Origin of the sequence: Rickettsia endosymbiont of Villa modesta (genome assembly GCF_964026485.1) — a bacterium.
Lineage (GTDB): Bacteria > Pseudomonadota > Alphaproteobacteria > Rickettsiales > Rickettsiaceae > Rickettsia > Rickettsia asembonensis.
The window spans coordinates 1,138,748-1,153,887 of sequence record NZ_OZ032157.1; the positions used below are offsets into that span (position 1 = coordinate 1,138,748).

The following is a 15,140-nucleotide window of genomic DNA, read 5'->3' on the forward strand; positions in this document are numbered from 1 at the left end:
GAATGACATTGAAGCACTAGGATAACCCCAAGCAATTCTTTTTAGGCAGTACTAACTCTTCTACTTCATATTTCTTAAATGATCTTCTAATTTTCTTAGTTTTCTGCCTTCATTTACTATTGGTCTCACATATTTTTCCATTTTGGCATTTTCCCTATATTTATTAATCTGATCGATCTGAGCATTGACTTCATCGGTAATAGCTTGCTTTCTGTCCTCTATTTTATTTAATACTTCAGTACTATATTCATAATTTTTAACATCAGCATTAAAGTTATTAAGCTCTTCCGTAATCTTTGCGTCTACTTCAGGTCCCTGCTCAGTATCTTTGATCTTTTGTGCTATTAATGCCGGCATTTCCTCAATGTTGATATCATCTCTTTTGAAATGATCTTTAAGCTCTTTATAAGTTTGTTCTAAATTTCCTTTAGCTTTCTCGTGCATAATATCATAATGTTCTTGGCGACGAGTATATCGATCTTCCTCTATAAATTCTGCATGTTTTCTATAGGCGTTATCTATCATATCTCGCATCTGAGAATCAGTAGCTTTCTCACGCATAAATCTGTCGCCCATCATTACCGGTTCACCTTCCTCGAATAACCTACCACGCACCTCATGAATCAGCTTTCTTTGAGCTAATTCTTGATAATATTCTACATCACTCTGTCTACCTGCTTTTTCTAGCCTTGCTAGATATTCCGGTGATAATATATCTGCCTGAGCAGCTAACGTTTCCTTATTAATATGCATTTGGAGTTCTTCACGTTCCCGTGCTTTTTCATCATCTTTTAATTTTTCGCTATAAGTTCTAAGCCTTGGATCGTTATATTCAAAATCATGCCATTCGGCACTGGTTAGATTACCCTCATAAGCATCACGTAAATCTTTACCGACTATTGCAGTTAAAGCTCCTCTTTTTATTCCTGTATAACCTGCATATATTTTTTCACCTATACCTACACGCCTTTCTTCTTTTAATTTACGTTTTGTATCAACACGATGCTCCATCTCTTGCCAACTTCTAAGCGGTTTTATATTCTTACCGAACAGACCGACACCTCGCCCTGACATTTCTTGGTGAGCATATTTATAAGCATCTTGATAATCTTTAGTAAAACTCGCATCGCTAGCGAGTTCACGTAAGTTAGCATCTTTTAAGGACTTATCAAGCTCTGTTTTTTGTTCTTTACTTAAAGCAGCGTAATCTTTCACTCCATATTTATTTGCAGCAATTGTATCTCGAAGCTGAGTAAATTTCATTTGCGATAGTTCTTTTGCTTTTAATTCATTCCCTTTAGGTAAATTCTTTAACAATCCTGAAATACCGTTTTCATAATCAGTAATAGCGTTCATTTTTACATCCTTAGAATCTATGCCGTATTTTCTCTTAACCTCATTTTGTACGGCTTTGTTTGCTGAAGAACCAAGAGCTTGCTTTTCAAGCCTTCCCATCATTATACCTTCAAATCCTTTAGCAAAGAACATACTAGTTTCTTCTAACTTCGCACTTACACGGGTAGTTACAGGTGCACTTACCGTCTTAGCTACATAACTTAACGGTCTATTCATTTGCTTCGCTGCAGATTCATAAGATTGCTGATTAACTTTTTGTATGTCTGTTAAATTACCTGAGGTACCGGCAATAAATTGTGCCGTCGATATAGCAGTATCGTTAAATTTACTTAGCAAATAAATAGACACAAAAATTAGTAATATCCCATCAAGTTGGACAAATTTCCTGTTTATAAAATTACTAATCCTTTTTGCATCTTTAACTAAATCTAAAAACGGTAATTCAATATAGCGTTCATCTATACACTCATACGCAGCACAATGCTTACATTTATCAGGATCATTCTTACAAGAATCATCTACTATTATATGATCTTCGGGAACTAATATCTTTGCTTTGTGGAAATTATTTATACCTCCTTTCATTGGTACAGGGAACCACCAATAAAATATTGAATTACCAAGGCTTGGATCTATATCCTCAAGAAAACTACCGAATATTTCATTTATCGGACCTAAATTAGGAAAATCATGTTTACATACCCCAAAACCAAGAGTTGAATATATTTCGGTTCTGATGATCATTGAAATAAAAGCGATACCGGCAAATAAAATTATAGGCTGTAATGCATATGATATTAATTGTCTTAACCAATTCTCAAATAACGAACGAGTTATATTAAACAACATGAAACAAATAAATATCGGTCCCATAATTATAATCATACCGATAGTTATAAGAGCGGTTAGATAGATAATAGTAGCTTTAAATATAAGAAAGAAAATAAAATATAGGGCTATTAAATATAGAATGATATATATAAAACCAAGCCAATCAACAAATAGTAAAGAAAATAATTTAGATAAAGTTTGAGGAGAAATAAGTAACCCCAGCAAACTTTGAGAACCGGGACCGGTAGCCGCAGCTTCATTAATTATTTGCAGTATTTGCTGAACCCCGTCAATAAAAAATACGAATAAATACTCATGAAAAAATGTCCAAGCTTTATCCGTACTTAATAATATTGAGACTATACTAACTTTTAATATTCTAACTATAAGTTCGACATGAGTAAGGTTTATATTACCTATTAAAAAGGAAAAGCCCGTAAACATTATATATAGAGTTAAAATAGCCGAGACACTCATCCTATAACCCGGCGTATCAATTATTTGTTGATAAGTTTTCTTTATAATCCCATCCTTACCAAATAATACTCCTTTTATTAAATCCGTTAAAAATTGTAGCGGATCGGGTCTAGTATCAGTAACTCCGGACTTGATTACTAATCTATATTGCCCGCTATTATCATCATAAAATTTATCCATAATCTTAAAATAAATAGGAGATTGAGCATATTTTGACTTATCCTCACCTTTATATTGATAATTTATACCGCCGGCTTTCAAGAATTGTCCTGTACTACTAATACTATAAAATTCATAGCCTACACTCGAAGTAAGCTCTCCTAAATGCTGAGTTATACCTTGCGGTTTACGCTGTGAATCCGGTGAAATATTGGGATCGGTATTTTTAGCGGCAATAAGAAAATAAAGCCCGACACCGTCTGTCATTATACATGGAGGATTACTAATCATTGCGTCATTTTGATTTGCGGGATTAGGAGTACACATATCAAGTCTAGCATTATCCCAAAAAGTACACGGTTGTAGCTTAACGCAAAAAGCAGCCAAAGTAGTTGTGTTATTTTTCTGACCATACCACGGACACCATGCAGATAACTGACCTGAAGTATTTTTATCACCAAGTATATAACTCCACGGTCTTACCATAACGGTTAAAGGATAACCATTTACTTTATAAGCACTATCACGCCATGGTGCTACCTGATCACCTTCCTGTCTTGAAGTAATTTCTTCCGGACTATATCTAGAAGAGACATTGAATTTGATAAAACCGAAATCATCAGGGTCAATACAAGTATCGCCGGTACAACCGGAAAGCAGCAATAGCGATATTAATAATGTAATAAAAATATTTTTGTTCATTTATTTTTTATGTGTTATTTCTTGTTTATGTCATTCCCGCAAAAGCGGGAATCCAGAAAAAATAAAACCATTTGTGTTTATAATTTTTAATATTATTTTGTGTTTTCTTGACTATGGATTCCCGCTTTCGCGGGAATGACATCGACAACCGGCACAACTCCAATCAAGTTAGCTAGGATGACACTAAAATAATTTTGTTACTTTCTCTCTTCCTCTTTCTTCGGTACATCATTACGCTCGGCAAGGAATTTATTTGTAAATTCACCACCTCCTTCCGGTTTTCTAGCTTTATAATTTTGATCAATTATCTTGTCTTTGAAAACTCTAGCCGGAGCCATTGCAGCCTTTTTAATCGGTTTTGTTACCGAACCTATATCCTGCATAACGGCTCCCACAGGATCAGAACGTTCTTGATAATTTCCTGATATTCGTGCCGGTGTAACATTTGTAAGCATTCCGACTACTATATTTACAAAAGTTACTAAACCATATGACATTAAGCAATATGAATAAAATAATAAAGCCGTAGTAAACAATACTAAGAAAGTATTAGCGTTATTCGTTAGAATATTCGAGCTACTAATTTCCGGTACATCCGGTACATAGAAAGGTATTCCTGGTAAGAACGGTAATGTAAAAGAGAAATTAATCGGAATACCAAGATGTGTTAAATCAAGCCCTATTTTTATTGGTATCAGAGTATCCCAACAGGCTCTAACTACTACTTTTAAAAGCTGCTCAGATAAAACCTGATCTATCAATAAAAAGAAAATCAATAATATTGTCGGCTGCACTACATAGCTAAGCAATGTCGATATCCAATTATCAAATAAACTTTTAGTTTTTTCAAATAACATTAATATTATGAAAAACGGTGCTAATGAAATCATAACAGTTAGCCCTATGAATGCAATAACATAGCCTATTATAACTTCTAAAATAGCTCTAAAATAAGTAATAAGTGAATAAATGGTTATAATAGCGATAAATGCTAAACCATTATGTATTTGTAATAATTCAATAAATAGTAATCCCCAAATCCTACCGTTAGTATATTTATCAAATATAGGATCAATAAAACCAAAAATATTAGCTCTAGAGCTTGTAGTACCTACTACGTTAGTTACAAAGAAATCAATACCGTCAGTAAATGCACTAAAGAAGTATGTATTAAAGAAGCTCCAACTTTCTTCTCTAATTAAAAAAGCCACTATAGCTATTTTGCATATACGTGTTATTACTTCTACGGCAGTTAATTTTAATGCTCCCGCAACGAACATTAGCCCAAATATAGTAACATAAAGGGTTAATGCAGCTTTAGCTATATTCTGCACTGCAGAATTTTTAACTAACTTAATATAAAAGTTCTGACTAAAAGTTCTAAACTGATCGGTAATAGGTTTAATAGCACCGTTATATATTATATCAGAAAACCAAGTTGTACCGGTATAATTAGCATAATTTACACTAACCACCCCTTGTATATTACTATTAGGGTTTACCACCCTTAACCATAAATATCCATCTTGCGGTGCATCAGCCGCAAAGTTATAATCTACCGGCGTACCACGAACAGATGGATCAGGTAACGTACCATCAGATGTTATTAAATATTCTAAACTTATATTTTGCTGATCACCTGGACTAATTGAATTTGCCCCATTACCTATTTCAACAATCATCGAATAACGACCGAAATATAAAAAATTAGCTGACCAATCATTCTTATTTATATAATCTACAAAATTAGCATAATTTGAAAAATTTCGGCTCCAATCACTCATTAAAACTGAATTACTAAACATGTTATTAACTTGCCAATCGCTAGTAAAATCCATAGTACCGCCGCTAGTGGCTTGATAATATATAAAGCTACTTTGAGTGCTGCCTGAATTTACAAAACTCTGATCTCGTTCCTTAATAACCTGCCCGCCTACTTTAATTATCATCCCTCTACCTTGATCGTAATAGCAAGAAGGGCTAGTATTTATACCGGCATTAGCAGGACAAGAATTAATTAAGCCCATGAAATTCTGTACCGCTCCCGTCATCATAGGTTTGCCGACTAATGCTTCGTTACTATTTATACTTTTATATTTTGTAGCTGAGCCAGTACCGCTACACCCGCTTGGTTTATCAGGATCTCTTGAAGCGTCTATAAGATCACATACCTCCTTTGCAGATGAGTAAATTATTCTATTATCAAAAGTTCCAAGGTTACTGTGAGTATAAAGTGCAGAAGCAGCAAATATTGAACTATCAAGTTCCTGCGTTAAAATATTATCTAGAGTATTAGGACTAAAAAAATTATCTTTACCAACTAAACTAATATTTACTACATCGCCGGCCTTAACTTCAATTCTCGAATTACCGTTAGAATAGTTAAAATATTTAACAGAATCAGACATTTTAGTAAATGAAAGTGCATCAAGGTCTTTATCAGGCGGTATAGCCCCAGGTGTTGCACTGTTATTGTCCGTAACAAAACGAGGAAATCCTAAAGCTTCAAATTGTAATTTAGAATAATTATAAGTTTTAATGAAAACTTGCGGCGTACTAAATCTTGGATCAATTCTATATAATACTAGATATTTTCTAGGTTCAGGAGTAATACCTGAAGTAGACCAGTTTATTTTTAACAATTTACCTTTCTCAACAGTATTACCTGTTGATTGCCAAGTTCCGGCTGTAGATAAACTAATTCCTATATTACCCTCTTTAAAACTTGTAAATTCAGGCACTTCTAAACAACCGAATAAGCTTTTTAACCCACTAAAACTGGTTGACATCCATGAAAAAGCATCATCAGCTTTAGCTGGCATCGCCATAAACAAAACTAATAAAATTAAACTCTTAAGAATTTTCATAATTTTAAATTGTTATCCAACATGTCATACCGTGGTTTTTATTTTTTGTCATTGCGAGCGACCAAAGACATTGTCGCATGACTCGGTTTTCCGTCATTGCGAGAAGAATTACACAGTAATTCGACGAAGCAATCCAGTAAAAAATTCTGATTTACAGAATTTTTTTAATTATTTTTCTGGATTGCCACGTCGCTTCGCTCCTCGCAATGACGATTCGGGTATCCATGCAACAACCCAGCAACCAAAGACATTGTTGCATGGCTCGAAAAATGCACTCGATGTCATCCCCACGGAAGCGGGAATGATATAAAACTAGCAATGCAACAACACTAATACCCACTTGCAATGACGATTTTCGATTCACCCCCTATCCTCGTGCTTCAGGCTGCGGCGGTTCTTCATTTGTCTTCTCGCCCCCTTCTTTTGGCGTATTTTTCCTATTTTTCTCAGCCTGGTCTAATGTCTTATTGCGTTGTTTTAATCGTGCTTCTGCTCTGCCGGTAATACCTTGTCTTGTTTTATCATCCATTCCTATTGGACTTAATGCTTTTTGTCCTTCATCATGAGACATTCTACCACCAATTTCAGTAGCCGAAGGTCCAACAGCACTAGTTAATTTTGCTACCATACGCCCTGAAAATTCGACATAACCATACATACCATAAGCAATAATAACTAGAGCTACGATATTTTGCATATTTACTCCCATCATACCCGACATATAATCCATTCCCCAAGGGGCAAACCAATTAATACAGAAGATAGGTACATTCAGCAATGCAATAGGTAAAATAGTACCGATAAACGGAATTTTTATCGGTAAAGCACATTTCCAACAAACGCTATAACCTAAAACAAAATCTAGATAAATGGTAAATAGCTGGGTTAGCACTATAATACCTGCCATCATAACTACCGGTTCTATCATATAGCGGATCGTAAACCTCACCCAATTATCAAATAAATACCTAGTAAAATCAAATAATAAGAAACTAATAAATAAAGGGGCTATACCGATTAATATACAAGTTGCCATAAATGCCATAATATAAACGGCAACAGCTCTAAGTGCCGTAATAATTACTATACCAACCGCAATAAAAGTAATTATAAAATATATAATACCGCTAAGCCCCAGAGAAAGAAGTGAAAGTAATTGAGCGATAAAGGTTTGACTAAAAAATATTTTACTCATTACTGCATCTAAAAACATGAACGGATTAGAAATAGTATTAGTAGAAGTAAACAAACTATATCCACTCATATTAGCAATAATTGCGTCTGAAAAATTGGTAATTGCATCAAAAAGATAGTTATTGAAAAATTCAAAAGTATTACCGTTCATAAGTCCGCTAACTATGCCGATTTTTGCTATTCTAATTACTAGCTCTTTTTGGTTTATCTTAGCAAAACCAAGCAAGAACATTGCTCCGTAAGTCATCACATACAGAATTAAAATTGCTTTAATATAGGTAAAAAAGTTAGTACAGGACGAGCTATCATTAGCTTTATAACATACCATATTTTTAAAAATAGAAGTAGCAGCCCCTTGTACTTTAGTTTTAAATAACTGAAGTAACGGATTCATTACTTTAATAGTAAAACTTCCTACTTTTAAGGATGTTGAGAAATGTACTTTATAGCTACCTTCACTATCTTTATAGTCCCTTAAATTATTATTAGGATCATTTAGAATTTTCATCCATATATAACCCGCCTCATTCGTGCTAAAGTTATATTTACCGTCGCTATTAACGTTAATTCCTTGAGGTGAATAGGTTTTACCGCTAGTATTCGGGTTTTCCGCAGGCTTTACTATTATGTATTGCACTCGCCCCCGATCATCAAAAGTATCGTTAAAACTATTACCGTTCTCTCTATAGCATTTAGTCTGTTTAATATTTAAAACGTATCCTCCCGTATTCTTACTAGCATCTTGTGAAGCGGGATACCAAAGCCTATATTGTAAATAGCTTTTTTCAATATTACTGTTAAAAGGTCTATTATATATAACTTTATATAAATATTTACCGTCTTTATCTTTATAGTCAGGCGGTTGTTCTGTCTCTGCAACAAATTCAGCAAATTCTAGCTTAGAAGGCAGAGCTTGACTTACAGAACCCGCATCATTCATTTGATATATTAGTCCGGTTGGTCCTTTGCCTCCTTTACCGTCCGCCGTATACCAAAATCTTCGATTCTTTTGAAAATCTCCGTCCTTACATATTCCTGAAGGACAATTTACACCTCCAATATAATCTTTATCTTTTGGGTTGCGATCGCTAACACTATCAGGACATCGACCATTTGGAGGAATATTAGCATTATTAGAACATTGAAGAGCTGAATAGTCGATAAATAATTTACCTATGTCGTCAGACCACGAAAATGTAAAACTCCCATCATCTAGGTAGTTTTCTGGTGCTGGACCAGTTATATTAACCCAAGCCGAACATTTCTCTTTACATTCTGGTATCTTATCACACTTAGTATTACAGCCCAATCCTCCCCAGTCGCAACCTGCTTGCTCAGACCAGCTAGGACACCTCCATGTGACTTTACAATTCCAATACTTCTCTTTTAACTCGCAAGCATTAACATATTTACCGGAATAAATAGAATATTTTCCACAAATCGGATCGTAAGAAGTTTTGCCTTGGGAACAATCTTTCGTAACCTTATCATCTTTAAAAGCATCTTCAACTGTTGCATCCGTATTAGCAAAATTAGGAGATACGGAAACTAAAACTCTATCATTAGTGTATAATTCGGCAATATTACGCCATTCATTATTTTTTGCATCCATTATTAGAGAGAGAGGCGGATTATCTGCATCGGTAATACGAGGAATCGGAATCATGTTACCTTTATCGTCTAAATTAGATTTACCAGGCCTTGTACTTTCAGTAAATTGTACATTATCCTTTGGTACATAAGCTAAACACAAACTAACCTGACCGACCACTTGTAAATTCACCGGTTGATTGTTCTCTACTAGCACCTGAGTATTTAACCATTCACCGTAACGATTAGGATCAGGAATAAGCTGAGTCGTGCCGTCGGGCAACATCTTAGAAGTGTTTACATAATTAGCATTAGCATTAAGGGTTATAGTACCGGTTATTGAATCTGAACCTCCTTTACCATCCGGAGCATATCTCATGTAGCAGCCGTCACCGACTTTTACTGCTCCTATCATACCAAGTGCTGCAAAAATAAAGCAAACTAACGTTGCTACTATAGCGAGTACTCCTAAAACTTTTAATAAGTTACTCTGCATATTCTATTATTTACCTCCACCCGTCAATAAGGCGTCTTTAGCACTACTACCTCCTTCTGTACCAAGTGCATCATCTCCTTTCTGTCCTTCTTGGCGTTTACCTCCAACATCCGGCTTATCTCCTACCGGCGGCTTACCTTGTGAAGCCATGGCCGCATCCTTAAGGAAAACTGCTCCTTTCTTTACTAAATCAACGATTTTAGTTGGACTTGCCGTTACTGCATCCATATTAGGACCATTAGTTAAATCAGAAGCAAATCGCCCTATAGATTTAGAGAAGTAATAAAAAATAACCGAAAATACTAATACGCACAAAAGTTCCGCTAAAATAGATACAACATCTCTAACAATTGATTTTATTGGGAAAAGTGTCAATAAATGCTCTTCCCAACCTTCACCTGCATAATATTCTAACATTTTATATCCAAAGCTTTTCTGACATTCATCTGCCCCGCTGACAGGAAGCCTTAACTCAAAAGTACTAAATCTAATATCCCCTTTTTCATAATCATATCTAAGAAATTCGCAATTTTTAAATATTGCAGAATCATACATAGTTATTAATAAAGCTATAAAACCTGCTACTACTGCCGGCTGCAATGCACATGAAATACATACTTTTAACCACCCATCAAAATAAGCTTTTGTACGAGTAAATAGAGCCATAGGAATGAATATAGGAGAAATATATGTCATAACGTAAATAGTAATCATGCAAACTAAATAATGCGTAATAAAATATAAAAGTATAGATAAAAATATTACAGAAAATACTAGACCTGCTGCAAGTATAATAACGTTTCCGGCCATAAAGAATCCAAACATAACGGTAAAAAATCTAAGTGCTCCTGCTTTACTTAAATCTTTCGGTCTGTCTTTTTTGCCGTCAGGATCAAAATTAGGTATAGGTGTATTATTACCACTGGGACCATTGCCGACTGAATTCCCTAAAACTCCATTCTTATCTATATTATAAAGTAAATCCAAGCCAAGATAATAACCTATACGGCAATCAATTGCGTCCCATAAACCGTAAAATTTATAACCATCCTTATACTTTGAATTATCAAATTGACATAATCCTCTAGAACCTGCTGCATTAAAGATCATCTGTGCAAAGTCCGGTGCTGCCCCCGTCAAAAGAGGTAATCCATATTTTAACATACCGTTTTCTTTTGTCGGCTGACCGCCGCTAAAATCTAAAGGTCCAAGACCGATAGAAAAATAAGCAACAAATAAGAACTTTATTACAAAAAGAGCTATTTTTTCAGTACTTGCATATTCTTTATTTAGAGCCATATTAAAGGCAAAAAACATAGTATAAAGAATTAATGCCGCACCTATAATTCTCTTTAAATAACCTTGAAACGTAGAAAAAGCAGCAAGATTAGTTATTCTAGAATTTTGATCTTGAGAGCTACAACCATTTCCGGCAAAAAATATTTTATTAAGCGTTTCGCTCAAACACTGAACTGCAAGACCGGAAAAATTAATTAACGATTGACTATAATTTGCTCCCGTATAGCAACTTTTTCCTATATTACAATTTTTATCATCAGGCGGAGTAGGCGGCGGAGTAGCACTTAAAGATTTACATGCTACCGGCATCGGTCCTCTTGACGTAGGCATAACTAAACATAGATCATTATCCCATTTTTTAACCGTTAAAACGATATTCTTTAATACAGGATTTGCTCCAAGATCAGGATTATTATCAGTACTTAAATCACTAATTTTCTTAGAGTCCCCTTCATTTAAATGATATATGGTGCAAGGGCTACTACTACCTTCTATATTTTTAAAACAAAACGTTATACTAGATGCAGCTGAGTTACAATTACCTCTCGGATCTTTCATATCAATATTACGAATTATATAGCCATATGCCGTGTCCGTTTCTAGATACCCATCTGAAGTAGTCGGTAAACTAGAACATGATTCTCCAAAGCCGGCAAAGCTAGCTAAGCTTACAGACGCTATACAAACTATAATAAATATCTTTAAGGTTTTAAGAGTTTTCATTAGAACTATTATCTTTTTTTTCTGTTACTACGCCGCTTTTTACTAACTCATCCCATGTCTTTTCAGCATTTGCACGTCGTTCTGATACTTCTCCTCCTTCTTGTTCTTTTACTCTTCCTCCTCCGCTTGCTACTAGTTCATTCCATGCTGTTTCTACTTTTACACGTTTATCCCGAATCTCTGCATTTTCCCGTATCTGCTTCACTCCTGTCGGGTTTTCATGTTCCTTTAAGTTAAAACTATAATCAATTACTCCTGAACCCCTACTTGTACTGTCAACTTTTTCTTGCGGTGACGTAGTAGTATTATCTTCTTTTCTGTCGTTTCCTATATTTTTATTTTCTTCTACCTTTGCTTTTTCTGACTTATTAAGTTCATCAGCTAATTTATCAAATTTATTAGTTACACTATTATCTCTTTCTCTTATCTCAGTTACTACACCGCTATCGACTAATTCATTCCATTTCTTTTCCGCATTCGTGCGTCGCTCCGATGTTTCTTCACCTTGCTGATCTCTTATTCTTCCTCTGCCGCTTGCTACTAATTCGTTCCATGCTTTCTCTACTTCTGCACGTTTATCCCGAATCTCTGCATTTTCCCGTATTTGCTTTACTCCTGCCGGATTTTCATGTTCCTTTAAGTTAAAACTATAATCAATTACTCCTGTACCTTTACTTGTGCTGTCAACTTTTTCTTGTGGAGCTGCATTATCAACTTTTTCCTGTGGAGGCGGAGTATTATCAATCTCTTTTTTACTTTCTTGATTATTATCTCTTATGATTTTTCCAATACTTTCAGTTTCAATATTACTTTGCGGTGCAGGTGTAGAAATAGAAGTTCTAATACTAGCAGGCGGTGGTGAAACAGCTTCTGGAGGAGCAGGAGGAGGAGTAACAACATCTGATCTTGCTTCACTACTTACTGTTTTTGGGCTAGAAGTTGCTACAGAAGACGAAGCTGTCGGTGTTGTTACCGTAGGTGCCGACGTACCTCCGCTCATAGCAATATTATCACTTACTCCTCCACCTTGACCAGCTTTTAAATCACCAACTCCTCCTCTACTTGCTATCTGATCTACTCCCTTAGTTGCCGCACCCGCAGCAGCAAGGGCTGCCATACCTGCCTTAAATATTGCTTGCGGTTTTATAGCAACACTATTAAGAGCTACTCCTTCCGTCATATCTGCAGCAAATTCAGCTAGCTGACTACTAAAATTATACATCAAATACAATGTAAAACATGCCGTAACTAACGCAAGTAAAATATTTTTAATTTTCTCAAAAAGCACTTTTGGAGACATGAAAAACATTCCGGGTCCCAAAACTACTCCCGATAAAAACTGGAATTTAGCAAGAAATTTATCAGTAGGGGTATCTCCCGGTTTACTATCGACGATTTCACTTACACTATCTTTTGCAAAATTAAATGCCGTGGTAATCGGGTTATTTAACATATAACCTAAACTATTTTGACAGCTTTCTACGGCATCTTTATCAGGATATTGTGATATATCATCCCAATCATTATTAATATAAAATATCAAAACATCCCGACTTGAAGTACCGCCGCTCTGTGCAAGATTTTCTATACTATTGTGAATTAACTTGCTCTTATATTGACATTTACCGTAGAAACCATAATCATATACCGAAAACATCGTAATCATAAAAATAACTACCACCATAGGCTGTAGCAAGAACGAAATCATCAGCTTAACCCAGCTGTCAAAATAATTTCGTGTATATGTGAATAAAAACATCGGTACAAAAAGAGGAGCTAAAATACTGAGTATTACTATAGATATCATACACATAATCGTTGCATTAACCATAAAGGCAGCAACCGAAATCACAAGTAACGGATAAGAAAGAGCGAGTGACACCAACATCATATTACCGGAGATTATCGCCGGAATTAGCAAATAAATATATGGTGGAGCACTAAAACTAAAGAAATCAAAATTTAAAAAATCATGGCTTCGATAAGCATTTTCGACAAGTAACGTAGATAATATATCAAGCCCCAAATAATGAGCTACCCTACAATCTAACGCATCCCATAATGCAATATAAGAAACGGTACCGTCATAAGAAAGATTGTTAAATTTACATAAACCGGACGGAGCAGCATTCATAACCCAACTTGCTAAACCGTTTATACCGTCAAGTAAGAAAGGAAACGCCCACTGAATCATACCGTCTAGTCGGTCATACGGAGAGTCATTACCAGGGGTTATATTAATTCCTATTGAAAAATAAGTTACGAATATCATTTTCAATATAAAATTTATATACTCACTTTTTGGCGGTACTTCACCTGCAAGTAATAGTTTAAAGCCAAAAAACATAACATATAAAGTTAGAAAAGCCGTAACTATTTTATACATTCCTACTTGGAACTGAAATAATGCACTATCTTGCCTTGAAGCCAAATTAACCACTTGTTCTACATTATCAAAACTACAAACATCTTTACTAATTAGTAATCTAGCAATCATTTGCCTCATACATTCTATAAGAGGAGAAGTCATGACTACTGCAGTTTTTGAAGCATTATAAGCTTTTTGATAACATCCGCCGCCTGCTGCACTACAGGAAACTAAAGCTAAAGGATCGGTAGGCGTTTCCTTAGGATCCTGAATAAAATCCTTATCTGCTACATCCATAAAACTATTATACATGGATTTCGGAAACGGCTCTTTCATATATTTACAGCCGACGGGGACGTCTCCTGTAAACCCCTTTGTTGAAACACATATTCTATCTTTATATTGAATAACTTTCCAATATATTACAGGGAAGCCTACATCAAATGCAAAACCGTCATCACCGGGCTTACCACTATATGGAATATGATATTCCTTTTTTTTATTTTCCCACGCTTTCTTTATATCATCCCAAGGGTCGCCCCCTGTTAAGACAGCTTTAGCAATAGCAAGTGCCGATTCAGCAACAGATTTTGCCCGAGATACAATTAATTTAGCATTATTACATAAAGCAAAGCGTAATTCTGGATTTTTAGGATCAATTCTATTTTCACGAGTACATTGACCTCCGGGGAAATTTCCAAAATTACTATCGTTAAATAAATCACTGTCGTTTATTTTAAGCTTTAAAAACGTATTCATATATAAAACGGGAGAGACAAGATTCATTACCGCAAAAGTAAAGAACGGAGCAACAATACATGTATGAGAAAATTCAGTACGCAGCAGATCGCCTACGCCTTGGGTTTCGCAAGTTAAGCCACTCAAAATATCTACAATGCTATCAAGAGTATCCTTGGCATGGGTTTTAGTAACTAGCCCTAAATTTAGGGCAAAGCTTAATACTAATGTTATAAGTATACTACGAGGAAATAATTTCATGACTAGTTACTTGCCTCGTATGAGATAGTTTTTAACGTCATTGCGAGAAAAAATTGAAAATTTTGACGAAGCAATCCAG

At 35.1% G+C, this 15,140-nt stretch carries 5 protein-coding genes; all 5 read right to left on the reverse strand.

The window, feature by feature from the left end; translation table 11 throughout:
* Nucleotides 1-60: 60 nt before the first annotated feature.
* The gene (locus AC5584_RS06565; protein WP_499216243.1) at nucleotides 61-3,525 is read right to left on the reverse strand and encodes a TrbL/VirB6 family protein; all 3,465 of its coding nucleotides are present in this window, start codon (nucleotides 3,523-3,525) and stop codon (nucleotides 61-63) included.
* Between the two features lie 197 nt (nucleotides 3,526-3,722).
* Nucleotides 3,723-6,392, reverse strand: coding sequence for a TrbL/VirB6 family protein (locus tag AC5584_RS06570; RefSeq protein WP_499216244.1), 2,670 nt, complete (start codon nucleotides 6,390-6,392; stop codon nucleotides 3,723-3,725).
* A 367-nt stretch (nucleotides 6,393-6,759) separates the two neighbouring features.
* Nucleotides 6,760-9,672 (reverse strand): TrbL/VirB6 family protein, encoded by a 2,913-nt coding sequence (locus AC5584_RS06575; protein WP_499216245.1) that lies wholly within the window; start codon nucleotides 9,670-9,672, stop codon nucleotides 6,760-6,762.
* Between the two features lie 6 nt (nucleotides 9,673-9,678).
* Nucleotides 9,679-11,694 carry a TrbL/VirB6 family protein gene (locus AC5584_RS06580; RefSeq protein WP_499216246.1) on the reverse strand — a complete coding sequence of 672 codons (2,016 nt, stop codon included), beginning with the start codon at nucleotides 11,692-11,694 and terminating at the stop codon, nucleotides 9,679-9,681.
* Nucleotides 11,681-15,061, reverse strand: coding sequence for a TrbL/VirB6 family protein (locus AC5584_RS06585; RefSeq protein ID WP_499216247.1), 3,381 nt, complete (start codon nucleotides 15,059-15,061; stop codon nucleotides 11,681-11,683). The genes AC5584_RS06580 and AC5584_RS06585 overlap by 14 nt, the downstream gene beginning before the upstream one ends.
* Nucleotides 15,062-15,140: the final 79 nt, after the last annotated feature.